The following is a 25849-nucleotide window of genomic DNA, read 5'->3' as shown; positions in this document are numbered from 1 at the left end:
CCATACCCACTCTGTTGCCACAATTGCAGTCGTGACCTCTCCAGATGTGATCGCGGTCGTGGGGGCGACGGCCGCCGGCAAGTCCGACCTCGCCGTGGAACTGGCGCTCCGCCTGGGCGGGGAGGCCGTCAACGCCGACTCGATGCAGCTTTACCGCGGCATGGACATCGGCACGGCGAAGCTGACGCCGGCCGAGATGCGCGGGGTCCTGCACCACCTGCTGGACGTCTGGCCCGTCACCGAGACCGCGAGCGTCGCCGAGTACCAGCGGCTCAGCGCCGAGGCGATCGCGGACGTCCGCGCGCGCGGGCACGTCCCCGTCCTGGTCGGGGGATCCGGGCTCTACGTGCGCGCCGCACTGGACCGGCTGGAGTTCCCCGGGACGGACCCGGCCGTCCGGGCGCGCCTGGAGGACGAACTGGAGCGGGAGGGGCCGGACGTCCTGCACGCCCGCCTCCGCGACCGGGACCCGGCGGCGGCCGAGGCGATCCTGCCGAGCAACGGCCGCCGCATCGTCCGCGCGCTGGAGGTCATCGAGATCTCCGGCCGTCCGTTCACCGCGACCCTGCCCGAGCACGTCTACCGCTACGACGCGGTGGTGCAGATCGGGCTGAGCGTGCCGCGCGAAAGGCTGGACGAACGGATCGCGCTGCGCGTGCAACGGATGTGGGACGCCGGGCTGGTCGACGAGGTCCGCGCCCTGGAGAAGCAGGGGCTGCGCGACGGCCTGACGGCCGGCCGCGCCCTCGGCTACGCCCAGGTGCTCCGGTACCTGGCCGGGGAGTGGACGGAGGAGCGCGCCAAGGAGGAGACGATCCGGACGACGCGGCGTTTCGCGCGCCGCCAGGAGTCGTGGTTCCGCCGGGACCCCCGCGTCCACTGGCTTCCGTACGACGCCCCCGACCTGCTGGAGCGGGCCCTCGCCCTGGTCGGATGAGGTGTCGGTCCCAGGCCATACGATCGAGGGATGCGGTTTGTTAAGGGGCATGGCACCGAGAACGACTTCGTGATCCTGCCCGACCTGGACGGTGCGCTGGAGCTCACGCCCGAGGCCGTGGTGCGGCTGTGCGACCGGCGCGCCGGCATCGGCGCGGACGGGGTCCTGCGGGTCGTCCGCACGAAGGCGATGGACTCCGGCGCCACCGGCGGGCTCGATGGTGCGGAGTGGTTCATGGACTACCGCAACGCCGACGGCAGCATCGCCGAGATGTGCGGCAACGGCGTCCGGGTGTTCGCCCGCTACCTCGTCGACTCCGGGCTCGCCGCCCCGGGGGAGTGGGACATCGCCACGCGGGGCGGCCTCAAGCGGGTGACGCTCGGCCCGTCCGGTGACGTGAGCGTCGACATGGGCGCGCCCGTGCCGCTCGGCCCCGGTGAGGCGTCCCTCGCGGGCGCCGTCTTTCACGGCGAACGCGTCTCCATGGGGAACCCGCACCTGGCGTGCCACGTGGACGGTCCCGTCGCCGCCCTGGACCTGTCGCGTGCCCCGGACTTCGATCCCCAGGCCTTCCCGGAAGGCGTGAACGTCGAGTTCTACCGGCCCGTGGGCGACCGGCATCTGGAGATGCGCGTGTACGAGCGCGGGTCCGGCGAGACGCGCTCCTGCGGCACCGGGACCGTGGCCGCGGCCGTGGCGGCGGCCGGCGGCGCGGCCGGGCCGGGCGAATGGACCGTGGACGTCCTCGGCGGGCGGCTCACCGTCACGCTCGACGGCCGGACCAGCCACCTGCGGGGCCCGGCCGTCCTGGTCGCCGAGGGCGAGACCCGGCCCGGCTGGATCTAGCCGAGACCGCCTCGACCAGGGCAGACGGGGCGTGCGGCGCGGTCCCGGATCGATCGGGACAAGTGTCCCTCTGCAACGGGACCGCGGGCCGCATAACTTCTCTCTTGCACACCCTCTGGTGAATGGCCCGTATGGACCGGGATGGGAGCCCCGGCGCCGTACGGAGCCCGAGGGCCGGTGGCGACCTTCTTGGCGGGGGGCGGTCACCGGCCCTCCCACCGGGAGGGCCGAGTCTCCGAAGGCCCGGGTCTCCGGAGGCCCTCTCAGCTCCGGGCGCCGTTGACGGGCAGCCGGGCGCGGACCAGCGTTCCGCCCTTGGGCCCCGGCCCCACCGTGCAGGAGCCGCCGATTTCGGCCGCACGCTCGCGCATGGACGACATGCCGATACCGGACCGCATCTGTGAGGGAAGCCCCACACCGTCGTCGTTGACGGTCACGTGCAGATCGCCGTTCAGGTACAGCCGCACCACCGCCGACTCCGCCCTGGCATGCCGGTGCACGTTCGTCAGGGCCTCCTGGACGATCCGGTACGCCGCCACCTCCGCGGCGGCAGGGAGCCGCTCCAGGTCGCCTTCGACATGGACGTCCACACGGGGCCCGTCCCCGGTCGCCACGACGCCGCCGAGCGCCTGGATCGCGCCGGCGAGCCCCAGATCGTCCAAGGCGGGGGGACGCAGCCCGTACACCAGTTCGCGGATGTCGCCGATGGTGCGGCCCATCATCGTCCGCAGGTTCTCCAGCAGCGCGTCGGCGGCCTCGGGGTCGGTCCTCATGGTGATGCGCGCCGCGTCCACCGTCATGGCGAGGCTGGCGAGCGTCGGCCCGAGCCCGTCGTGCAGGTCGCGGCGGAGCCGCCGCCGCTCCTCCTCCCGGGTGCGCAGGATGCGCTCGCGCGAGCGCTGCACGTCGGCGGTGAGCCGGGCGGCGTTCGCCAGCTCGGCGAGGTTGCGGGCGAGGATGCCCGACATGTGGGCGTCCGGCGGCCGGGCGACGCCGAACAGCAGCCGCCCGACCGGCTCGCCGTGCCACACCAGCGGGATGAGCTGCGGGCGGGCGCCGAGCACGCCGTCCTCCGCCGAGACCGTCCGGCCCTCGCGGTCCAGCACCTCGATCACGACGCCGGTGGCGTGCAGGGCGGTGCGGGCGATCTCCGCGGCGGCCGCGAGCGCCGCGGCCGGGTCGGCGGCGGCCTGCAGCCGCCGGTTCAGCCGGTCGGCGATCCGGTAGGGGTCGCGCTCGCCGTGGATCAGGCTGTCCACGGCGCGCTGCAGCCGCCGCCGGACCGGCTCGAACACCGCGCCGGCCACGACGGCGCCGGCGAGGCCCGCAAGCGTGCCGTAGCCGTGCGCGAGCAGGCTCGCCGCGCCGACCAGCGCGAAGTACACGCCGGTGATCACCACGACCAGCCCGGCGTAGACCAGCGTCCGGCTGACCACCAGGTCGATGTCGTACAGCCGGTAGCGGCGGATGGCGATCGCGATGCAGATCGGCACGGCGGCGATGCTGAGGTCGCGCAGCGGGTCGCCGATCGCGCTGTTCTCCCCGACGTAGATGACGGCCTGGGCGAGCACGCCGGGGTAGACGACCCAGGCGATCTGCCGCCGCACGTCCGGCGACGACCGGGCGAACCGGACCACCAGCGACAGCAGCCCCCCGGCCAGCGTCCCGAGGATCAGGACGGTGATCGGGACCGGGATCTCCTCGAACGGGTACACCGACACCCCGTTGTGGAACCGCCGGACGCCCGGGTCGATCGTCAGGTGCACGCACACGACCACCGGCACCAGGCAGGCCAGCCCCAGCACGGGCCGGAACCAGCGCGACACCAGCCGCCCGTCCGGGAAGATCAGCGGCAGGACGAGGGTGAGCGCGTAGGTGTCGACCGCCCACAGCCACGTGCCGAGCCACTTGAGGAAGCCGGCGCCCGCCCAGTCGTGCAGCGCGAACCACGGGCCGAGGTTGAGCACCAGGACGTACACCGCCGCGTTGAACCCCGAGCCGAGCATCAGCCAGCCGACCCGCAGCCCCGCCCGCTGCCGCAGCAGCAGGGCGGCCACCGGCGTCCAGAAGAGGGCGATGACGATCTCCGGATGCCACCAGACCAGCCGCTCGCCGGCGGGCAGCCCGGTGCCGAGCACCAGCGACGCGGCGACGGCCAGCACGGCCGCCAGGGCGAGCGGGACCGCCGCGCGTGCCGCGCGCCCGCGGCCGTGCTCGACGGTGTCCATGTGCGCTCCCCGGTTCAAAAGTAATGGAATGTTAAAACGCCCAGGTCTCCGTCCTGCACACATAGGGGCGTCCGCCTCAGGACAGGCGCGTCCGGGGCGCCGCACCGCGCTCGCTGCGGCGCGTGCCGTGATGGTAGCCGCGGAACCGGGCGCTGAGAACAGTTGTCCCAGTTCAGGCCGCCAAGGGGCGAACGGGGCATCTCGCTCATCACTCGTGTCCGCATTCCGAGCCGGCCGGCGGCGGTCGGGTAACGGAAACGGGAACCGTCGGCGTTTCTCCCGCGCTCTGCGTGATCGATCCATAGCATTCTGTGATCGATTCGTGCGGGGGGAGGAGGGACATGGCGGCGTTCCTGCTGCGCCGGCTCGCGAACCACGCGGTGCTGGTCGTGGTCGCCACGAGCCTGGCCTACCTGCTCGCCGCGGTCGCGCTCGATCCGCGCTCCAACTTCGACGGCCGCGCGCCCCGTCCGCCCGAGTCCGTGGTGGACGCGCGGCTCAGCGAACTCAACCTGAACGACCGGACGCCGCTGAAGGACCGGTACGGCCGGTGGGCGGCCGGCGTCCTGCACGGTGATTTCGGGCGCACGTGGGAAGGGCGTCCCGTTGACGCGGAATTGTGGCGGCGCGTGGGGGTGAGCCTGCGGCTGCTACTCGCGGGCGCTTTCCTGGGGTCGGTGCTGGGAATCCTGCTGGGCGCCTATGCGGCGATACGGCACGGGCATGCGGCCGACCGGTTCATCACGTTCGGGTCGTACCTGCTTCTGGCCGTGCCGGTGTTCGTGCTGGCGGTGCTGTTGCAGATCGTCGCCGCCAAGGCCAACGACGCGATGGGGATGCACATGTTCGCGTGGGTGGGTGAGACCTCCCCGGAGGCGGCGTCGGGGCCGTTCGGCGTGTTCGGCGGGTTCGCGGATCGGATACGCCATCTGCTGCTTCCGACCGTCACCATCGCGCTGACGCAGCTCGCCCTGTACAGCCGCTACCAGCGCAGCCTGATGATGGACGTCCTGTACGCCGATTACGTGCGCACGGCGCGGGCCAAGGGGCTGCGGCACCGCAGCGCTCTTCTGCGGCACGGGCTGCGCACCGCGCTGATTCCGATGACCACCTACTTCGCCTACTCGTTCGGGTTCCTGCTACTGGGTGGCATGTTCTGCGAGCAGGTCTTCGGTTGGCACGGAATGGGCGAATGGCTGGTCGAGGCGATTTCGCGCGGTGACGTCAATGTGGTCGCGGCGATCTGCTGCCTTGCGGCGTGCGGAGTGCTGTCCGCCGACCTGGTCTCGGACGTCCTGCAAGGGATGCTCGACCCACGCGTACGCGCGGGGGCGGTGGCGTGACGGCAGGTCTGGCGGCGCGGGACCGCCCTCTCCGTGTGGAGCCGCCCGCCGAACCGGTGCGGCTGCCGCGACGGTTGGCGCGCAACAAGCGGGCGGTCGCGGGCCTGGTCCTGCTCGCCGTGCTCTGCGCGGTCGCGTTCGCCGGGCCGCTGCTGTCGCCGTGGGGATGGGACGACACCGACTTCGCCGCGTTCCGGCAGGGCCCGTCGGCGCGGCACTGGCTCGGCACTACGCAGAGCGGCCGGGACGTCCTCGCCCTCACCCTGCGCGGCACGCAGCGGTCACTGGTCATCGGCATGGCCGCGGCTGTCCTGTCGACCGGGCTGGCGGCGCTGGTCGGCACGGCCGCCGGGTTCGCGGGCGGCTGGGTCGACCGGATCCTGATGTGGGCGACCGACCTGCTGCTGGTGCTGCCGTCGCTCCTGGTGGTCACCGTGCTGTCGGCGAGGTTCGGCGGCGGCGCGGCGGCGCTGGTGCCGCTGCTGGCGGCGTTCCTCTGGATGATCACCGCGCGGGCGGTGCGGGGCATGACGGTCTCGCTGCGCGAGCGCGAGTACGTGCTGGCCGCCCGGTTCGCCGGAGCCGGCACGCCGCGGGTGATCGTCCGGCACGTCCTGCCGCAGCTGGCGTCGCTGCTGGTCGTGGACGCGAGCGTGAACGTCAGCGTCGCCGTCGTCGCCGAGAGCGGGCTGTCGCTGCTCGGGTTCGGCGTCCGGCCGCCCGACGTCTCGCTGGGCACGCTGATCGCCGCCCGGCAGGGCACCGCGACCGGCCGCCCGTGGCCGTTCGCGGCGGCCGCGGCGGCGCTCGTTCTGATCGTCCTGGCGGTCAACCTGCTGGGGGACGGCCTCCGCGACGCCCTGGACCCTTCGCCCGGCCCGCGGCGGGGTGGGCGGTGACGGTCCTCGCGGTGCGGGACCTGACGGTCCGGTACGCGCCGGACGTGCACGCGGTCCGCGGGGTGGGCCTCGACGTCGGCGCGGGGGAGGTGCTCGGCGTCGTCGGGGAATCGGGTTCGGGCAAGACCGCCCTGGCTTTGGCGATCATGGGCCTGCTGCCGCCGGCCGCGCAGGTCACCGGGTCGGTCCGGCTGCGCGGCGAGGAGCTGCTCGGACGGTCCGACGCCGAGCTCTCGCGCGTGCGCGGCAAGGACCTGGCGATGGTGTTCCAGGACCCGCTGTCCGCGCTGACGCCCGTCCATCCGGTCGGCGACCAGATCGCGGAGACCATCCGGGCCCACGCGGGCGCCACCCGCGCGGCGGCGCGGGCCCGGGCCGTCGAACTGCTCGACCTCGTCGGCATCCCGGGGGCGGCGCGCAGGGCCCGCGCCTACCCGCACGAGTTCTCCGGCGGGATGCGGCAGCGCGTGATGATCGCGATGGCGATCGCCAACGACCCGGTCGCGATCGTCGCGGACGAGCCCACGACGGCGCTGGACGTCACCGTGCAGGCGCAGGTCCTGGACGTGCTGCGGACCGCGCGGCAGGCCACCGGCGCCGCGATCGTGCTGATCACCCACGACCTCGGCGTCGTCGCCGGGTTCGCCGACCGGATCATGGTGATGTACGCGGGGCGGGCGGTGGAGTCCGGGCCGGTGGAGGAGGTCTACCGGCGGCCGCGGATGCCGTACACGATCGGGCTGCTGCAGTCGCTGCCACAGATGGGGACGGCGGGGAGCGCCCGCCGCGTGGCGATCGAGGGCGCGCCGCCCGGTGCGTCCGCAGCGGGCGGCGGGTGCGCGTTCCTGCCGCGCTGCCCCGTCGCGACGGACGTATGCGGCGACCGGGAACCGGACCCGGTGCCGGTGGGGCCGTCCGGGCACACCGCCGCGTGCGTCAACACCGTGGCGACGGCCGGCTCCGGCGAGGTGTTCCCGCTGCCTGAGACGGTGCCGCCGCCCGCGCGTCCGCCCCGGTGCGAACGTCCGGTCGTCCTGGAGGTCGACGGCCTGGTCCGCCATCACCCCCTGTACCGGGGGACGCTGTTCCGGCGGCGGGTGGGGGCCGTGCACGCCGTGGACGGCATCGGGTTCGACGTCCGCGAGGCGGAGACGCTCGCGCTCGTGGGGGAGTCGGGGTGCGGCAAGACGACGGCCCTGATGGAGATCCTGCGGCTGGCCCGCCCGCAGGGCGGACGCGTCGCCGTGCTGGGCGAGGACACCGCCGCCCTGCGCGCCGCCCGCCGCAAGGCGCTGCGGCGCGACGTCCAGGTGGTCTTCCAGGACCCCTTCGCCTCCCTCGACCCCAGGATGCGCGTCGCCGACATCATCGCCGAGCCGCTCGCCGCGCACGGCGTGCGCGCGCCCGCCGGACGCGTCCGGGAACTGCTCGACCTGGTCGGGCTGGAGCCGGTCCATGCCGCGCGGTATCCGAACGGCCTGTCGGGCGGCCAGAGGCAGCGGGTCGGCATCGCCAGGGCACTCGCGCTGGAGCCGCGGCTCCTGCTGCTGGACGAGCCCGTCGCCGCGTTGGACGTGTCCGTGCAGGCCGGCGTCATCGACCTGCTCGAAGGGCTGCGCAACCGGCTCGGCATCGCCTACCTGCTCGTCGCGCACGACCTGGCGGTCGTCCACCGCATCGCCGACCGCGTCGCCGTCATGTACATGGGACGCATCGTCGAGATCGGTTCCGTCGACGAGATTTACGAAAGCCCCGCCCACCCGTACACGCGCGCGCTGCTGGACGCGGTTCCGCTACCGGATCCGCGCCTGGAACGGCGCCGCCGCCGCGTCCCGCTGCGCGGGGACCCGCCCGACCCCACGGCACCGCCCCCGGGCTGCCGCTTCCGTTCGCGCTGCCCGCGCTACGCGGCGCTGCCGGAAGTGGACGCCCGCCGCTGCGAAGAGCACGACCCCATGCCCCGTCCCATGAGCACCGACCGAGAAAGCGACCAATGGGCCGCCTGCCATCACCCCCTCGTCGAAGCCCGAGTCTGTCCGTGACGCGCCTGTTCGGGGCGTGTCTGCTGTTCATCACCGCCGCAGCGGTCGGCGGCTGCGGCGGTCCGGGGCCCGGGGAGGCGACGACCCGCGCGTCCGGGCGGCTGCCCGCCTCGGACGTGAACCCGACCCCGCGCGACCACGTCCGCAACGGCGGCACGCTGCGCTGGCCCCTGCCGGAGTTCCCCTCGCAGTGGAACTTCAACGACGTCAACGGCACGAAGGGGTCGGTCGAGCAGGTGATCCAGGGCGTGCTGCCCCACCTGATGCGCGCCGACGAGAAGGCCGTGCCGCATCCCGTCCCCGAGTACCTCCGCTCGGTGGAGGTGCGGCGGAGCGGGAACGGCCAGGTCGTCACCTACCGGCTCAACCAGGACGCGCGCTGGTCCGACGGGCGGCCCATCAGTTACCGCGACTTCGCCGCACAGGCGCACGCGCTGTCCGGCCGCGATCCGCGTTACGAGGTCTCCACCGTCACCGGTTACCGGGGAATTCAGAGCGTCGAGCAGGGCGCCGACTCCCATACCGTCAAGGTGGCCTTCGCGGGGACGTACGCGGACTGGCGGAGCCTGTTCAGCCCGCTCTACCCGGCCGCGGCCTACTCGACGCCCGCCGCGTTCAACACCGGCTGGGTCGACCGTATGCCGGTCACCGCGGGCCCGTTCAAGCTCCAGAAGATCGACCAGACGGCCGAGACCGTCACGGTGGTGCGCGATCCCCGCTGGTGGGGCCCGCCCGCCAAGCTCGACCGGATCGTCTACCGGGCGATGGACACCAGCGCGATGCCCGGCGCGTTCGCGAGCAACGAGATCGACCTGATGGACGTCGGGATGGACGCGGGCGCGCTGCACCGCGTGCAGGCCGTTCGCGGCGCCGTCGTGCGCAGGGCGGGCGGCCCTGACTGGCGGCACTTCACCTTCAACGCGGCGGGCCCGATCCTGTCCGATCCGCGTGTCCGGCGCGCCCTCATGCTGGGCGTCGACCGGCGCGCCATAGCCCGCTCCGACCTTTCCGGACTGGGAGCGCCGATCCAGACGCTCGGTAACCACTTCTATGTCAACACCCAGGACGGCTATCAGGACAACTCCGCGGAGCTTGGCGGCTACGACCCGGCAGGCGCGCGGCGGCTCCTCGACCAGGCCGGCTGGGCCCGGCACGGGAAGTACCGCGAAAAGGGCGGCCGGACGCTCGCGCTACGGTTCGTCATCCCCGCCGGTGTGCCGATCAGTGAGCAGGAAGGCGAACTGACGCGCGCCCTGCTGCAACGCATCGGCGTCCGGGTGGACATCGACGCCGTTCCCGCCGACGACGTGTTCGACCACTACGTCACGCCCGGGAACTTCGACATCGTCCCGTTCTCGTGGCTCGGGACCTCGTTCCCCGTGTCGCCCATGAAGGCGGTGTTCGCGCGGCCGCACGGAGACCGCATCCAGCAGAACTACGCGCGCACGGGAACGGCCGCCATCGACGCGGCGATGGACCGCGCGATCGCGGAGATCGACCCTGCGAGGATTCACGTCCTTGTGAACGAAGTGGACCGGCTCGTTTGGCGGCAGGCGACCGTCCTGCCCCTGTACCAGCGTCCCCAGCTCGTCGCGGTCCGCGGGGACCTGGCCAACATGGGCGCCCGCGGCTTCTACGAGCCCGCCTACCAGGACATCGGCTTCACGAGCCCCGGCTGACCGCGGATGCCCGGCTACGGGAATGCGATCTCGACGCCCTTGCGGTCGCTGGTGTAGCGGGCGTTCCACACGTACATCTTGAGCTCGTCGGCGGACAGGCCGTCCTTCACCGGAAGGTCGGTCGCGATCCGCACCAGGTAGGAGGCGCCCGCGGGCATCATCTGGTCGCCGCCCTCGTCGACCGGCGCCTTCGCCCCGCCGAGCCTGGCGGTGATCTTGCTGTGGTTGGGGAGGGTGCACAGGTCGTCGGGGATGCCCGGCTGGGGCATGCAGCGGCCCTGCGCGTCCGCCGGCACCTGCGACCGGGGCATGAACAGGTCGGCGGGGAAGTCCAGCAGGACGGGCCTGCGCTGGCTGTTGGTCAGCACGTAATCGGCGTAGGCGTACGTCGTGCCGGACGGCGGCGCCTGCGTGGCGCCGAGCGGCTGCCGGTCCGTCCCGGCCTTCACCGCGGCCAGGCTGTAGCCGTACCCCTCGGGGGTGGTGAAGTTGACCGGCGGCCCGGTCTTCGGCATCGGCGCGGCGGCGTGCGTCCCGGTGTCGCCCTGGCTGGCGAGCGACGGGCGGCCGGTGTTCCCGCCGCCGTCGCCGTCCGGGCGGAAGTAGACGATCCCGGCGGCGACGGCGGCGATGCCGACGACGCCCGTGAGCGCGCCGGCGAGGCCGAGCCGGCCCGCGCCGCTCTTCTTTCTTCGGCGGTGTGAGTGGTAGCTGTTCGACACGTCTCCCGTGCTCCCTCGGGCCCGCACCGGGCCCAGTAAGCGCGTCCTGCCTGCAGGGGCCAGACACGATACCGGACGGCCGGATCAGCGGCCGCCGTCCCTCCCTTGACAAGGAAGCGGCGGAACCACCTGGTCAGGACCCTACGAACTGCGTCCGACAAGGGCGTCGCGGCCGAGCCCGCGCAGCGAGGCGTCCAGCACCTGCGCGGTGTGCGCGACCGCGATGTGCGCGCCGCGGCGTTGCAGCGCTGTGGCGATCTGCATGGAGCAGCCGGGGTTGGCGGCGACCAGTAGTTCGGCTCCGGTGGCGTCCACGTTCACCGCCTTGCGGTCGCCCAATGCGGAGGCGGCCTCCGGCTGGAGGAGATTGTAGGTGCCGGCGGACCCGCAGCACAGGTCGGGCTCGGCGACCTCCACGACCGTCAGCTCCGGGATCGCGCCCAGCAGCGCGCGCGGCTGGGACCGGATGCCCTGCGCATGGGCGAGATGGCACGCGTCGTGGTAGGCGAGAGTGACCGGAAGTGGCCTTCGTTCCGCGCGGGGTCCGAGGTCCGCCAGGAACTCGGCGAGGTCGCGGGTCCGGGCCGACAGCGCTTCCGCGCGCGGCGCCCATTCCGGGTCGTCCGCGAGCAGCGCCCGGTACTCCTTCATCGCCGAGCCGCAGCCGGCCGAGTTCACCACGATGACGTCGACGGACTCGAAGGTCTCGACGGTTCGCCGGGCGAAGGCGCGCGCCTCGTCCTCGCGCCCGGAATGCAGAGACAGCGCGCCGCAGCATCCCTGCGCCTTGGGGATGACCACGTCGCAGCCCTCCAGCGCCAGGACGCGCGCCGTGGCGGCGTTGACGTCGGGGAAGAACTCGCCCTGCACGCAACCCGTCAGCATTCCGACGGTGGCACGGCGCTCCCCGCGCGCGGCGACGAACTCCGGTAGCCGCGGCGCCCGTCCCAGCGGCGGCGCGAGGCGTTCCATGGCCGCGATGGACGGCGAGATGCGCTCCAGCAGCCCGCTGCGCCGGACGAGACGGTCGAGACCCGACTTCTGGTAGGCGCGCAGTGGCCCGCGCATCGCGCGGAGCCGACGCCGGTACGGGAAGAGTTGGAAAATCGCCTCCCGGATGGCCCGCTCCTTCAGCGAACGGGGATGCTCCCGTTCCACCTCGGCACGGGTCGTTTCGATGAGCCGGTCGTACTGCACGCCGGACGGGCAGGCCGTCACGCACGCCATGCAGCCGAGGCACTGGTCGAAGTGCTGCACCATCGGGGCGTTGAGGGGCGCGCCCTCCACATGCTGCTGCATGAGGTGGATGCGGCCGCGCGGGGAGTCCATCTCCTCGCCCCACAGCACGTACGTGGGGCACGTCGGCAGGCAGAACCCGCAGTGCACGCAGTCGCCGAGGAGTTTCGGGAGGTCGTCCTGGGCGCTCATTCAGATTCCTCCCACGAAGCGGCCGGGGGACAGCCGGTGATCAGGATCGAACTGGTCCTTGACCTGGCGCATCAGCGACAGGGCGGGAACGGGGCCCCACAGGTCGATTTCGCTGCGCACGTCCTGTGGCGCGTAGCGGACGACGGCACCGCCCTTGTGGCGGGCTAGAACGTCGCGTAGGGCATTGAGCGCTCCGGACACCTCTTCGGAGGTCAGGCCGGACGGGAGACCGATATGTCCGTGCCCGCTGCCGTTCCAGGCCATCGCGACGTCGTGCCCTGTGCCGTTGACGGCACCGATCAGGTCGCTGAGTGAAGGCGGCGGAGCGGTGACGTCGATGAGGGTCGTGCCATCGGGATAGCCGCCCCATCCGTCCGGCGCGGTTTCCGTGATTTCGGCCTCGCCGCCGAGGAGTTCCACCAGTTGCCCAGCGCGCGCGGCGACACCGTCCGGTACACCCTCCAGCAGCGCTGCGACCGTCCCTGGAGCGATGTACTCCAGGGCGCTGGGCGCCACGGGCGAGTGCAGGACCGCTTGGACCGCATCGTGCGCCTCGTCCGGGCCGTTGACCCGGCGTATCACCCAGGCGGTGGCGGCGGGCACCGGATGCAGGCGGAACGTCGCCTCCACGATGAGCCCGAGCGTGCCGTACGAACCGGAGAACAACCGGCCCAGGTCGTACCCGGCGACGTTCTTCACGACCTTCCCGCCGGAACGCGCGATACGGCCGTCCGCCCGCACGACCGTGAGGCCGATGACGAGGTTGCGCGGCGTCCCGTACAGCGTGCGGAGCGGACCGGCGGCACCGGTGGCGATGGTCCCGCCGACCGTCGAGCCGGGCAGCGGAACGTCCAACGACAGCCGTTGCCTCTTCTCCGCGAGCCTCTCGGCCAGCGTCTCCATGGGGAGCCCCGCCTCCGCCTTGGCGACCAGGTCTCCGGACGCGTGCTCGACCAGCTTGTCCAAGCGGTGGGTGTCCACCAGCAGATCGCAGCGTTCGGGAGGCGTTCCCCAGTCCAGCCGTGTCTCGGCACCGCGGGGAACGACGGACAGGCCCTTCTCGGCGGCGACCCGCATCACCTCGGCGGCCTCCGCGATGGACGCGGGGGCGGCCACCAAGTCGGGCTGCACGCCCAGCACACCCTCCTCGGGCTCGCCGGCGCGGACGTCGTCGCAGACCTTCGCCAGGGCGTCCAACGGCTGCATCAGAAGATGTCCGCCTTTCCCTCGTACGGGTGCGGGCCCTTGCGCACGCCCGGAACCTCCCCGCACAGCCGCGGCGTGGGGAAGACCTTCCCCGGATTGCACAACCCCGCAGGATCGAACCCGCAACGGACCATCTGCATCGTGTCCAGATCGGTGTCGGTGAACATGCGCGGCATGTAGCGCGACTTGTCGACGCCCACGCCGTGCTCGCCCGTGATGGACCCGCCGTGCTCGATGCACAGGTCGAGGATCGCGCCCGACACCTCCTCGGCGCGCTCGGCGGCGCCCGGCTCGGAGTCGTCGAACAGCACCAGCGGATGCAGGTTGCCGTCCCCGGCATGGAAGACGTTCGCGACCCGCACGCCCGACTCGGCCGACAGCGCGTCGATCCGCGCCAGCACCTGCGGCAGCACCGTGCGCGGGATGACGCCGTCCTGCACGAGGTAGGCGGGGCTGATCCGGCCGACCGCCGCGAACGCCGACTTGCGGCCCCTCCAGATCAGCGCGCGCTCCGCGTCGTCGGCGGCGATCCGGATCTCGAACGCGCCCGCGTCCCGGCACAGCCGCTCCACCTCGGCGAACTGCGCCGCGACCTCCGCGTCCGGGCCGTCCAGCTCCACGATCAGCACCGCGCCCGCGCCAGGCGGGTACTCGCAGTGCACCGCCGCCTCCGCCGCCTCGATGGCCAGCGCGTCCATCATCTCGATCGCGGCCGGCACCACCCCGGCGCCGATGATCGCCGACACCGCCGTCCCGCCCGCCTCGATCGACTCGAACGCGGCCAGCAGCGTCTGGACGGTCTCCGGAACCCGCGTCAGCCGCACCGTGATCTTCGTGGTGATGCCGAGCGTGCCCTCCGCGCCGACGAACACCCCCAGCAGGTCGTAGCCCGGGCCGTCGGCCGCCAGCTCCACCAGCTCGCCGTCCGGCGTCACGACCTCGCAGCCCAGCACGTGGTGCGCGGTGAACCCGTACTTCAGGCAGTGCGCGCCGCCGGAGTTCTCCGCCACGTTCCCGCCGACCGAGCAGATCTGCTGGCTGGACGGGTCGGGCGCGAAGTAGTACCCGTACGGCCGGACGGCCCGGGTCACGTCCAGGTTGATCACGCCCGGCTCGACCACGGCCCGCTGCCCGGGGATGTCGATCTCCAGGATCCGCTGCATCCGGGACGTGACGATCAGCACCCCGTCCGCGCGGGGGAGCGCGCCGCCCGACAGCCCCGTCCCGGAGCCCCGCGCCACGTAGGGGACGCCCGCCTCCGCGCACGCGCGCACGATCTCCGCGATCTGCCCGGCGGTGTCGGGCAGCACGACGATCCCGGGCGTCGAACGGTGGGTGGTCAGGCCGTCGCATTCGTAGGTGCGCAGCCGCACCGGGTCGGTGATGACCCGGTCGGGCCCGAGCACCGCGTCCAGCCGCAGGGCAAGCGCTTCCAGTACCGGTTCCATCCCCTCCACCATCCTCCCGGACCCGTCCGGACGGCAAGATCGGACCACCCGGGCCTGCCCGCCGACCGACAGGCTGTTTCGCCACGGAGCGCCAGCGGAGTGGCGAAACAGCCTGTCGGTCGTTGACGGGGGTTCCAGGGGGTCGCCCCCTGGGAATCAGGGGAACTGCTGGTAGGCGGGGGTGGTGAGGAACTCGGAGTACTCGTCGGCCAGGGTGACCTCCTTGAAGAGGGTCACGGCCTGGTCGAAGCGGGGCTCGTTGTAGGCGTCGCCGAGCTCGGCGCGGATCTTGCCGAGCTCCTCGTCCAGGAGCTGCTCGACCCACTCCTTGGTGATCTTCTTGCCCTCGGCGGTGGAGACGCCGTTGTAGATCCACTGCCACACCTGCGAGCGGGAGATCTCCGCGGTGGCGGCGTCCTCCATGAGGTTGTGGATCGCGACGGCGCCGGAGCCGTTCAGCCAGGTGGCCAGGTAGCGCAGCGCGACGTCGATGTTGTTGCGCAGGCCGGCCTCGGTGATGTCGCCGGGGGTGTCCTTGACGTTGAGCAGGTCGGCGGCGGAGACGTGGACGTCCTCGCGGAGCCGGTCGCGCTGGTTGGGCTTGTCGCCGAGCACGCCGTCGAAGACCTCGCGGCAGACCGGGACCAGGTCGGGGTGGGCGACCCAGGAGCCGTCGAACCCGTCGCCGGACTCGCGGGTCTTGTCGGCCCGGACCTTCTCCAGCGCGACCTTGTTGACCTCCTCGTCCTTGCGGGACGGGATGAATGCGGCCATGCCGCCGATCGCGTGCGCGCCGCGCTTGTGGCAGGTGCGGACGAGGAGCTCGGTGTAGGCGCGCATGAACGGCGCGGTCATGGTGATCGCGTTGCGCTCGGGCAGCACGAAGTCGGCGCCGCGGTCGCGGAACTTCTTGATCACCGAGAACAGGTAGTCCCAGCGGCCGGCGTTCAGGCCGGCGGAGTGGTCGCGCAGCTCGTAGAGGATCTCCTCCATCTCGAACGCGGCCGGGATCGTCTCGATCAGCACGGTCGCGCGGATGGTGCCGCGCGGGATCTCCAGGTGGTCCTGGGCGAGGTTGAAGGCGTCGTTCCAGAGCCGCGCCTCCAGGTGGCTCTCCATCTTCGGCAGGTAGAAGTAGGGGCCCTTGCCCTTGTCCACCTGCCGGCGGGCGCAGTGGAAGAGGTACAGCCCGAAGTCGAACAGCGACCCCGACATGGGCTCGCCGTCGACGAGGAGGTGCTTCTCCTCCATGTGCCAGCCGCGGGGGCGGACGACGATGGTGGCCAGCTCCGCGTCGTCCTTGAGCGCGTAGGACTTGCCGGACCTGGCGTCGGTGAAGTCGATGGTGCGGTCGAGGGCGTCGCGCAGGTTCAGCTGCCCCTCGATCATGTTGTTCCACAGCGGGGTGTTGGCGTCCTCGAAGTCGGCCAGCCACACCTTGGCGCCCGAGTTGAGCGCGTTGATGGTCATCTTCCGGTCGGTCGGGCCGGTGATCTCGACGCGGCGGTCCTCCAGGCCCGGCGCGGGCTGGGCGACCCGCCAGCTGTCGTCCTCGCGGACGGACGCGGTCTCGGGCAGGAAGTCCAGCGTCCCGCCCTCCGACAGCTTGCGCTGCCGTTCGGCGCGGGCCGCCAGCAGCTCCTTGCGGCGGGCGCCCAGGTCACGCTGCAGGGCGGCGAGCAGGCCGAGCGCCTCGGGCGTCAGGATCTCCTCGTACCGCTCCCCGAGAGGTCCGTTGACCTCGACACCTTCCAGTTCGGCCATCTGCTCGCCCTTTCGTATGGTGAAATTCCACTTCTGTCTTATGGAGTAACGCTACTCGGCGGTACGGAGCCCGGTCAAAGCGGGGCCGCCCTCCACCGTGCCGTTGACCTCCCCGCGCGCGATCGCGCCAATCCACGCGCCCGCGCCGCCGGGCGGCCGATAACCGCGTGACCCGGCAGGACGGCCGTGAGACGATCGCCGGGAAGACACGGCCGCGCCGCGGCGTTCTACCGAGGACATATGACTCTTCCTTTCTCTGCAGACCAGACCCACGAAGACCGGACCTACGACGAGCCGGACGCCGAGCCCATGACCGGCGAACTCGACCTGGAGGACCGGCGGGCACTGCGCCGCGTCGCGGGACTGTCCACCGAGCTCACCGACGTCACCGAGGTCGAGTACCGCGCCCTGCGGCTGGAGCGGGTCGTCCTCGTCGGCGTGTGGACCGAGGGCACCGCCGAGGACGCCGAGAACTCGCTGCGCGAGCTGGCGCTGCTCGCCGAGACCGCGGGCTCCGAGGTGCTCGAGGGGCTCGTCCAGCGCCGGTCCCGCCCCGACCCGGCCACCTACATCGGCTCCGGCAAGGCCGCCGAGCTGCGCGACGTCGTCATCGCCACCGGCGCCGACACCGTCATCTGCGACGGCGAGCTGGCGCCGAGCCAGCTGCGGCACCTGGAGGAGACCGTCCAGGTCAAGGTGATCGACCGGACCGCGCTGATCCTCGACATCTTCGCCCAGCACGCCAAGAGCCGCGAGGGCAAGGCGCAGGTCGAGCTGGCCCAGCTGAACTACCTGCTGCCGCGGCTGCGCGGCTGGGGCGGCAACCTGTCCCGGCAGGTCGGCGGGCGCGCCGCCGGCGGCGTCGGCATCGGTGGCCGCGGCCCCGGCGAGACCAAGATCGAGCTGGACCGGCGGCGGATCCGCACCCGGATGGCCAAGCTGCGCCGGCAGATCGCCGAGATGTCCAAGGCCCGCGACACCAAGCGCGGCGAGCGGCGCCGCCACGAGGTGCCCGCCGTCGCCATCGCCGGCTACACCAACGCGGGCAAGTCGTCCCTGCTCAACCGGCTCACCGGCGCCGGGGTGCTGGTGGAGAACGCGCTGTTCGCCACCCTCGACCCCACCGTCCGGCGCGCCGAGACGCCGGGCGGCCGCGCCTACACCCTCGCCGACACCGTCGGGTTCGTCCGGCACCTGCCGCACCAGCTCGTCGAGGCGTTCCGCTCGACGCTGGAGGAGGTCACCGACGCCGGGCTGGTCCTGCACGTCGTGGACGGCTCCGACGCCGACCCCGAGGCGCAGATCGACGCCGTCCGCGAGGTGCTGCGCGAGATCGGCGCCGACGCGATCCCCGAGATCATCGTCATCAACAAGGCGGACGCCGCGGACGACCTGGCGATCGCCCGCCTGCAGCGCCGCGAGCCGCACAGCGTCGTCGTCTCCGCCCGCACCGGGTTCGGCATGGACGAGCTGCGCGCCGCGATCGAGGCCGACCTGCCCGGGCTCGACAGCGAGCTGCACGCCCTGGTGCCCTACGAGCGCGGCGGCCTGGTCGCGCGGGTGCACGAGCGCGGCGAGGTCCTCAAGCAGGAGCACGTCGCCGAGGGCACGCTGCTGCACGCGCGCGTCCCGCAGGACCTGGCGGCCGAGCTGTCCGGATACGAGGTGGCCGCGCAGATCGTCTGAGGCGTCCGCGCGCGCCGGCGGGTACGGGCTCAGGCCGTCCGGAAAGGACGGTCTGGGCCCGTCCGAATTCCGGGCCCGGCATGATCCTGGTCGCCGAACGGTGACAGCTTCCCCAAACGGCTTGACGGTCTCGTTGAAATCCGTACGGTCGAAGGGCTAGGGGGCGGGTGATGGCTGTCAATGCGCTGCGACCGGACACCATGGGGTGCGCGGATCGGCGTGCGGGTCGCGTCCGGTCGGCTGACCAGCGCCGACCAGAGCTTGTCGGACGGGCCTTCAGTGCACTACCGTAACGAAACCGATATCTCCGGTCTCGTTGCCAGTGGTGGTCGCCCGATCACCCGACCCTCCAACGGTGAATCGCCGGCACCCAGTCGGCGTTTCGGATCGAGAGCAGGTGGCCCCATCGATGGCAGGTGCGAACACCGGACGGCGAGCAGGCGGCCCGCCGCGTCCCACGGCGCAGCGCCCCGCGCGCACCTCACCCGCACGCACCTCACCCGCACGGCCCGCACCCGCACAGCCGGGTCCCTTCGCAGCGTCCGGTACCGCGCCCCGCGGCGCCTCGTCTCGAGCAGGTCGGTGACCCTATGACGGTTCGGCTGTTGACGAACATCGGCAGGCTCTGGACGGGCACCGACGTCTGCAGCAACGCCGCCGTGCTGATCCACGACGACCGCATCGTCTGGGCCGGGCCCGCCTCGGACCTGCCGCAGAGCGTCCCGGGGATCATCGACGACATCGTCGACGTCGACCATGTCGAGAACCTCGGCGGCGGCCTGGTCACGCCCGGCCTCATCGACGCCCACTCCCACCCCGTCTACGCGGGCAACCGCTGGGCGGAGCTGGCGATGCGCACCAGCGGGTCGTCGCACTCGGCGATCGCGGCGGCCGGCGGCGGCGTCAACTCCACCGTCACCGTGACCCGCGGCACCGACCCCTGGACGCTGTGCAACGGCGTCCGGGAGCGGCTGCGGCAGTGGATCCTCGCCGGAACCACCACCGTCGAGGCCAAGACCGGCTACCACCTCACCCGCGACGGGGAGCTCGCCGACATCCGGATGCTGCGCTCGCTGGAGGGCGAGCCGTCCATGCCGCGCATCCACGCGACGTTCCTCGCCGCCCACATCCTTCCGCCGGAGTTCTTCGGCCGCCGCCGCGACTACATCGAGGCCGTCCGCCTGTGGGCCGGCGACGCCGCCGTCGCGGGTGCCGACTCGATCGACGTCTACTGCGACGAGGGCCACTTCACCGCCGAGGAGGCCCGCGCGCTGCTGCTCACCGGCAAGCGCGCCGGGCTGAAGGCCCGCATGCACGCCTGCGCCAACGAGCGCGTCGGCGCCGCGCAGGTCGCCGCCGAGGTCGGCTGTGCCTCCGCCGACCTGCTCACCCAGGCCAACGACGACGACATCAAGGCCCTCGCGCACGCCGGCGTCACCGCCACCGTCTGCCCCGGTAGCGCCCTCAACAGCAGCCGCGCCCCGGCGCCCGTCCGGCAGATGCTCGACCGCGGCGTCACCGTCGCGCTCGGCACCGACCACAACCCCGGCCAGTGCGGCATCACCTCGATGCCCCTCGTCATCGGGCTCTCGGTCGCCATGTTCGGGCTGAGCGTCACCGAGGCGCTGCGCGCCGCCACGCTCGGCGGGGCCGCCGCCCTGCGCGTCGGCGACCGCGGCTCGCTGGCGCCGGGCATGCTCGCCGACATCGTGCTGTGGGACGCCGACCACGAGGGCGCGTTCGCGTGGGCGTTCGGGCTGCGCGCGCTGCGGGTGTGGCGCGGGGGCGTGCCGGTCCAGCCCTGACGCGTCGTCGCTTGGACGTCCGCTTTCGACGAGTGCGTCGCGGAAGTGGTTTTGGAGACGCCTGGGGGTAATGTCGCGTTCATGGGCAGCTCCGTCGCGGTCGTCACGGATTCCACCGCCTACCTCCCGCCGGGGCTCGCCGAACGGCACGGGCTGACCGTCGTCCCCATGCAGATCTCCCTGGGCGGCCCCATGCGGGACGAGGGCGACATCAGCGGCGCCGAGGCCGTCCGGGCGCTGCGGGACCGGCGGCCCGTCACCACGTCCCGTCCCTCGCCGGGACGGTTCGTCCAGGCTTACGAGGCCGCCGCGGAGGCCGGCGCCGACGCCGTGGTGTCCGTGCACCTGTCGGCGGCCATGTCCGGGACGCTGGAGGCGGCGCGTCTCGCCGCCGAGGACGCGCCCGTTCCCGTTCGCGTGGTCGACAGCGGGACCATCGGCATGGGACTCGGGCTGGCCGCGCTGACCGCGGCCGCCGCCGCGATGGCGGGTGCGGACGTCGACGCGGCGGCCGACGCCGCCGCGCGCCGCGCCGGGACGTCCCGGTCGCTGTTCTATGTCGACACCCTCGAGCATCTGCGCCGCGGCGGCCGGATCGGCGCCGCCGGGAAGCTGCTCGGCTCCGCCCTCATGGTCAAGCCGCTGCTGGACATCGCCGGCGGACGGATCATGCCGCTGGAGAAGGTGCGCACGTCCGCGCGTGCGCTGGCCCGGCTCGAGGAGCTCGCCGTCGCGCAGGCCGGTGCCCGCCGCGTCGACCTCGGCGTCCAGCATCTCGCCGCCGCGGGCCGCGCGGACGCCCTCGCCGCCCGGCTGCGCGACCGCATCCCGCACGTCGAGGACATCTACGTCGGCGAGGTCGGACCGGCCATCGGCGCCCACGTGGGACCCGGCATGCTCGGCGTGGTCATCGCCCCGCACCTCTGATCCTCCCTGCTCAGGAGGGGTGCGCCGTGAGTTATCCACATTTTCCGGCGGGCCTGCCGGTAGGCGGCCGGCGCACCTAGCGTCGACCCCATGACCGCCAACGACCGCCTCCAGACCCTCATCGACCGGTTCAAGCCGCCCTCCTCCGAGGCGCCGGCCGCGCAGCCGCCGTCCGCCCGGCTGCGGTCCGGGCCGGAGAAGGCGAACGTGCGCGTCCTAGCCGTCATCGCGTTGATCGCAGCCCTGGTCGCGGCGGGGTACCTCTGGCTGGCCCGCCCCCGCCCCGACCCGGCGCCCGCCGGCGCGGACGCCGCCCCGGTCGAGGCGTCCGCCGACGCCCCGGCCTCGTCCGGGCCGTTGCCCGCGGCCGTCCCCGCCGGCGCCGCGAGCCCGGCCGGCACCGTCGTCGTGCACGTCCTGGGCAAGGTCGAGCACCCCGGGGTGGTCACGCTCCCGTCCGGCTCCCGCGTCGAGGAGGCTATCAAGGCCGCGGGCGGGGTGCGTCCCGGTGCCCGGACCGGCACCCTCAACCTCGCCCGCAAGCTCGTGGACGGGGAGCAGATACCGGTCGGCATCCCCATGCCCTCGCCCGCCCCCGGCGCGCCGCCGCCGGGCGGCGAACCGCCTGCCGCCTCCGGCGGCCCGGCCGCGCCCGGCACGCCCATCGACCTGAACACCGCCACCGTCGCGCAACTCGACCAGCTCCCGGGCGTGGGCCCCGTCCTCGCCCAGCGCATCATCGACTACCGCACCCAGCACGGCGGCTTCCGCTCGGTCGACCAGCTCCAGGACGTCACCGGCATCGGGGCCCGCCGCCTCGCCGACCTGAAACCGATGGTGCGGGTATGACCCACGACCTCCGCCTCGCCGCCCCGGCCCTCGCCGCCTGGATCACCGCCGCCCTGACGATCGGCTTCCCGTCCACCCTCACCTGGACCGTAGCCACCACCACAACCGCCACCGCCCTCTACCTCCTCACCACCTCCCGTCGCCCGCGGAACACCACACCCCCCATCAACCCAAGAGAGACGACTCCTCCCCTCGGAATCGGAAGACCTGATGGCCGCGACCAACGGACGTCATCGGAGCAGGCACTCGGACGTCGACATCCGGCCGCCACTCGAGCCACACCCGCGATGCCGGACGAGGCGGCACGAGGCTCATGGCAGGCGAACGAACCCGCCGGATCTTCGGTCGTGCCCGGACGGGAACCGGACGGTAGCGGGCGGCGGCCGCCAGCGGCACCGGCAGCCGAGGTGCGGGCGTCGGCGGGATGGGGGCTCGGAGGTGAGCGAGCGACCATCGCACGGCTGGTTGCGCTCCCGAACAGGGGTGGTGTGTTCGGGGCTGCGCGGATGCTCGACCGTCGGCTGATGGGGATGGTGCTGGTGTGCGTGGCCGCGTCCGCGACGGTTGTGGCGTTTCGAGCGACCGCCGTGGGCACCGGGCCTGTCCGCGCGCTTGCCCGGACGGGCGGGACGGCGGCGGCCGAGGCGGTTCTGACCGGTGATCCGCAGGCCAGGAAGGGTGGGGGGCGGCCGATGGTGATCGTCCGGGCGCGGGTGGAGGCGGTCGCGGGAACCGAGGTGCGGGTGCCGGTGCTGCTGATCGCGCGCGACGGGCGCTGGCTCGGGCTGCTGCCGAGCCAGCGGGTGCGGCTGCGGGGCCGGTTCGAGGAGCCGCGCGGCGCCGAACTGCTCGCCGCGGTGGTGATCGTGCGGGGCCCGCCGGCGGTGCTGGGCGACCCGTCTGCGATCCAGCGGGTCGCGGAGCGGGTCCGCGAGCGGCTGCGCGCGGCGGCCGATCGGCTCCCGCCCGACCAGCGCGGTGTCCTGCCCGGCATGGTCGATGGCGATACCTCGCGGCTGGACCCGGCCCTCGCCGACGACTTTCGCGCCGCTGGGCTGAGCCACCTCCTCGTCGTGTCCGGCGCCAACCTGGCGATCGTCATCGGCGCCGTCCTGTGGCTGTGCCGCGTCGCCGGCCTCGGCCGCCGCCGTGCCCCGCCGGTCGCGGCCGTGGCGGTGGCCGCGTTCGTGGTGATCGCGCGGCCGGACCCGAGCGTCCTGCGGGCCACGGTCATGGGGCTGGTGGCGCTGCTCGCGCTGTTCACCGGGCGGTCCCGGCAGGGCGTGCCCGCGCTGTGCGCCGCCGTGCTGCTGCTCGTCCTGATCGACCCGGAGCTGGCGCGCTCGTACGGCTTCGCCCTCTCGGTGCTGGCGACGGTGGGCCTGCTGGTCCTCGCGCCGCCCTGGCGCGAGCGGCTCGCGCGTCGCCTGCCCGGCCCGCTCGCGGACGCCCTCGCCGTCGCGGCGGCCGCCGAGGTGGCCGTGGCGCCGGTCCTGGTGATGCTCTCCGGTGAGGTAGGGGTGGTGTCCCTGCCGGCGAACCTGCTGGCCGCCCCTGCTGTCGCGCCGGCGACGCTGCTGGGCGCCCTCGGCGCCGCCATCGCGCCCGTGTCGCTGCCGCTCGCCCGCCTGGTGGTATGGCCCGCAGGCCTCGCCGTCGGCTGGATCATCCGGGTCGCCCGCACCGCCGCCGCGCTGCCCTACGCGACCATCCCGTGGACCGGCGGCGGGCTCGGCGCGGCCACCCTGCTGCTGGCGGGCGGCGTCGCCGTGCTGATCCTCCGCAGTCCCCGCCTGCGTCTGCTTGTGGTCGCCGCGATGGCGGGCGTGCTGGTCGCCGTCGTCGTCCTGCGGGTGATGGCACCGGGCTGGCCGCCACCGGGTTGGCAGATGGTCGCCTGCGACGTCGGGCAGGGCGACGCGCTGGCGCTCGCCGCCGGGCCCGGCCGCGCCGTCGTCGTGGACGCCGGTCCCGCCCCCGCCCCGGTCGACCGCTGCCTCTCCCGCCTCCGGGTGACGGACGTGCCGCTGCTTGTCCTCACCCATCCGCACGCCGACCACATCGGCGGGACGTCCGGCGTCCGGCACGGCCGCACTGTCCGCGAGGTCCTCAGGACGCCCCTCACCGACGGTGCCGAGAACCGCTTCATCGCGGGCCTGCCGTCCCGTCCGGCGCTCGCGGGCCGGCAGTGGCGCGTCGGCGACCTCACCCTCACGATCCTCGCCCCGTCCACCGGCCCGGCCCTGTCACCGAGCGACGACGGCACCACGATCAACAACGCCAGCATCGTCCTTGTGGCCCGGCGCCCCGGCTTCAGCGCCCTGCTCGCCGGCGACGTCGAGACCGACGCGCAGCGCGCCCTGGAAACGAGCGTCCCCCGCGTCCAGGTACTGAAGGTCCCGCACCACGGATCCCGCAGCCAGGACCCCCGCTTCCTGGCCGCCGCCCACGCGCCGATCTCCCTCGTCTCCGTCGGCCGGGACAACGATTACGGTCACCCGTCCCCGTCCACCCTCGCCCTGCTGCACGGCCTCCACACCCAGATCCACCGCACCGACCAGGACGGAGACATCGCCATCGTCCACACCAAAGCCGGCCCCACCGCCATCTCCCGCCACTAACCCACCCCCCACCCCCGCCACGTCGCGTCCGCGTTGCTGTCACCCCGCCGCCGTGCCCCCTCGCGTTGGGGGTGTTTGCGGGGTGGCGCGGGGAGGGGGTGGGGCGTGGCATGCTGCAGGGGTGTCCGAGGCCATCATCCTGATCGTGGGAGACGAAGAGCTGCTCGTGGAGCGGGCGATCGGCGAGGTCGCCGCGTCCGTGCGGGGGCGGGACCCGGAGGCCGAGGTGATCGACCTCGCGCCGGGCGGGCTCGAGCCCGGGCGGATCTCGGAGCTGACGTCGCCGTCGCTGTTCGGCGGCGGGAAGGTGCTCGTCATCCGGGCGGCGCAGGACCTGGGCAAGGACCTGACCGCCGAGGTGCTCACGTACGCCAAGGACCCGGCGGAGGACGTGGTGCTCGTGGCCGTCCACCACGGTGGCGCCAAGGGCAAGGCGCTGGTGGACGGGCTGACGAAGCTCAAGGCACGCAAGATCTCCTGTCCCAAGGTGACGAAGATGGGGGAGCGGATCGACTTCGTGCGGGCGGAGATCCGGCGGTCCGGCGGGAAGATCTCGCCGGACGCGGCGCGCGGACTGCTGGAGGCCGTGGGCAACGATCTGCGCGAGCTGGCCGCCGCGTGCAGCCAGCTCGTCGCCGACACCGGCGGGAAGATCGACGACGCCGCCGTCGCCCGGTACTACAGGGGACGCGCCGAGGTCAGCGGGTTCACGGTCGCGGACAAGGCGATCGAGGGGCACTTGGCGGAGGCGCTGGAGCAGTTGCGGTGGGCGCTCGCGACGGGGGTGGCGCCGGTGCTGATCGTCAGCGCGCTGGCGCAGGGCGTCCGCGGCCTGGCCAAGGTCGGCGGCGCGCCGCGGGGAGCCCGCGGTGCCGCGCTGGCCAAGGACCTGGGCATGCCACCGTGGAAGATCGAGCGCGTGCAGAGGCAGCTGCGCGGCTGGTCGGGTGACGGCGTGGCCCGCGCCCTGACCGCCGTGGCCGAGGCCGACGCGCAGGTGAAGGGCGGCGCCGCCGACCCCGCCTACGCGCTGGAGAAGACCGTCGCCGACATCGTCGCCGCCCGCGGTTGACGTCCGCCCGCGGTTGACGTCCGTCCGCGGTTGAGGTCCGTCCGCGGTTGAGGTCCGTCCGCGGTTGAGGTCCGTCCGCGGTTGAGGTCCGTCCGCGGTTGAGGTCCGTCCGCGGTTGAGGTCCGTCCGCGGCTGACCCCGCCCGCGGTTGACCTCCGCCCGCTCCGATCGACTGTCGAGCGCCGCGGCCGCCTGGGGCGTCCGCTGCGCGGCGGTCTGATCGAGGGCCCGTTGGTTTCGGCACATCGCCGTCCGCGGCGACACCGCGAACGACATGCTTACCGCCGCCGCTCCGGTCCATCGTCGCGGGCGTCCTAAAGGGGCCCACGATCGGGACGGCCTCCTCG

18 protein-coding genes are annotated in these 25849 nt (G+C 73.2%); 12 read left to right on the top strand and 6 right to left on the bottom strand.

The genetic code is table 11. The features are described from left to right. Nucleotides 1-46: 46 nt before the first annotated feature. Nucleotides 47-937 (top strand): tRNA (adenosine(37)-N6)-dimethylallyltransferase MiaA, encoded by an 891-nt coding sequence (gene miaA, locus QP089_RS27880; RefSeq protein ID WP_285915455.1) that lies wholly within the window; start codon nt 47-49, stop codon nt 935-937. 30 nt (nt 938-967) lie between these two features. Further along, entirely contained in the window at nt 968-1783 is an 816-nt protein-coding gene (gene dapF, locus QP089_RS27875) for a diaminopimelate epimerase (RefSeq protein WP_285915328.1), read from the top strand. Between the two features lie 263 nt (nt 1784-2046). Here dapF and QP089_RS27870 read toward each other — a convergent pair whose 3' ends face one another. After that, complete coding sequence (locus QP089_RS27870) at nt 2047-4011, bottom strand: sensor histidine kinase (protein WP_285915327.1); 1965 nt, start codon at nt 4009-4011, stop codon at nt 2047-2049. Between the two features lie 341 nt (nt 4012-4352). Here QP089_RS27870 and QP089_RS27865 point away from each other — a divergent pair, with 341 nt between their 5' ends. From QP089_RS27865 to QP089_RS27850, 4 genes are read left to right on the top strand one after another with little or no spacing between them, the layout of a single operon-like run. Continuing rightward, nucleotides 4353-5354, top strand: coding sequence for an ABC transporter permease (locus tag QP089_RS27865; RefSeq protein ID WP_285915325.1), 1002 nt, complete (start codon nt 4353-4355; stop codon nt 5352-5354). Beyond that, nucleotides 5351-6253, top strand: a complete 903-nt coding sequence (locus QP089_RS27860) for an ABC transporter permease (RefSeq protein ID WP_285915324.1) — start codon at nt 5351-5353, stop codon at nt 6251-6253. Before QP089_RS27865 ends, QP089_RS27860 begins: the two co-directional genes overlap by 4 nt. Next, on the top strand, nt 6250-8295 hold the full coding sequence (locus QP089_RS27855) for a dipeptide ABC transporter ATP-binding protein (RefSeq protein WP_285915322.1): 2046 nt from the start codon (nt 6250-6252) through the stop codon (nt 8293-8295). Before QP089_RS27860 ends, QP089_RS27855 begins: the two co-directional genes overlap by 4 nt. Beyond that, nucleotides 8292-9974 (top strand): ABC transporter family substrate-binding protein, encoded by a 1683-nt coding sequence (locus tag QP089_RS27850; RefSeq protein ID WP_285915321.1) that lies wholly within the window; start codon nt 8292-8294, stop codon nt 9972-9974. Before QP089_RS27855 ends, QP089_RS27850 begins: the two co-directional genes overlap by 4 nt. 14 nt (nt 9975-9988) lie before the next feature. Here QP089_RS27850 and QP089_RS27845 read toward each other — a convergent pair whose 3' ends face one another. The 5 genes from QP089_RS27845 to aceB all read right to left on the bottom strand — a co-directional run bounded on the left by QP089_RS27845 (nt 9989) and on the right by aceB (nt 16542). Further along, the gene (locus QP089_RS27845) at nt 9989-10696 is read right to left on the bottom strand and encodes a hypothetical protein (protein ID WP_285915320.1); all 708 of its coding nucleotides are present in this window, start codon (nt 10694-10696) and stop codon (nt 9989-9991) included. Nucleotides 10697-10837: 141 nt separating this feature from the next. Then, a complete protein-coding gene (locus QP089_RS27840; RefSeq protein ID WP_285915319.1) occupies nt 10838-12124 on the bottom strand; it encodes a (Fe-S)-binding protein in 1287 nt (428 codons plus the stop codon). Beyond that, nucleotides 12125-13330, bottom strand: coding sequence for an FAD-binding oxidoreductase (locus QP089_RS27835; protein ID WP_285915318.1), 1206 nt, complete (start codon nt 13328-13330; stop codon nt 12125-12127). It abuts the gene before it with no gap. Further along, nucleotides 13330-14778, bottom strand: coding sequence for an FAD-linked oxidase C-terminal domain-containing protein (locus QP089_RS27830; protein ID WP_285915317.1), 1449 nt, complete (start codon nt 14776-14778; stop codon nt 13330-13332). Before QP089_RS27830 ends, QP089_RS27835 begins: the two co-directional genes overlap by 1 nt. Before the next feature lie 156 nt (nt 14779-14934). Further along, nucleotides 14935-16542 (bottom strand): malate synthase A, encoded by a 1608-nt coding sequence (gene aceB, locus QP089_RS27825; RefSeq protein ID WP_285915316.1) that lies wholly within the window; start codon nt 16540-16542, stop codon nt 14935-14937. A 240-nt stretch (nt 16543-16782) separates the two neighbouring features. Between aceB and hflX the strand changes: the two genes are divergently transcribed. From hflX to holA, 6 genes are all read left to right on the top strand, one after another. Beyond that, nucleotides 16783-18228, top strand: coding sequence for a GTPase HflX (gene hflX / locus QP089_RS27820; RefSeq protein ID WP_446474090.1), 1446 nt, complete (start codon nt 16783-16785; stop codon nt 18226-18228). Between the two features lie 590 nt (nt 18229-18818). Beyond that, nucleotides 18819-20033: an imidazolonepropionase gene (gene hutI / locus QP089_RS27815; RefSeq protein WP_285915314.1), complete on the top strand. Its 1215-nt coding sequence runs from the start codon at nt 18819-18821 to the stop codon at nt 20031-20033. A gap of 81 nt (nt 20034-20114) precedes the next feature. After that, nucleotides 20115-20960, top strand: a complete 846-nt coding sequence (locus tag QP089_RS27810) for a DegV family protein (RefSeq protein ID WP_285915312.1) — start codon at nt 20115-20117, stop codon at nt 20958-20960. Between the two features lie 90 nt (nt 20961-21050). Then, nucleotides 21051-21809: a ComEA family DNA-binding protein gene (locus QP089_RS27805; protein ID WP_285915310.1), complete on the top strand. Its 759-nt coding sequence runs from the start codon at nt 21051-21053 to the stop codon at nt 21807-21809. A 506-nt stretch (nt 21810-22315) separates the two neighbouring features. Further along, the gene (locus tag QP089_RS27800) at nt 22316-24430 is read left to right on the top strand and encodes a ComEC/Rec2 family competence protein (protein ID WP_285915308.1); all 2115 of its coding nucleotides are present in this window, start codon (nt 22316-22318) and stop codon (nt 24428-24430) included. A gap of 121 nt (nt 24431-24551) precedes the next feature. Then, entirely contained in the window at nt 24552-25502 is a 951-nt protein-coding gene (holA, locus tag QP089_RS27795; RefSeq protein WP_285915307.1) for a DNA polymerase III subunit delta, read from the top strand. Nucleotides 25503-25849: the final 347 nt, after the last annotated feature.

Source organism: Actinomadura opuntiae (assembly GCF_030283205.1).
In the GTDB taxonomy this organism is placed as follows: domain Bacteria; phylum Actinomycetota; class Actinomycetes; order Streptosporangiales; family Streptosporangiaceae; genus Spirillospora.
This window is presented reverse-complemented; position numbering and strand designations above follow the sequence as displayed.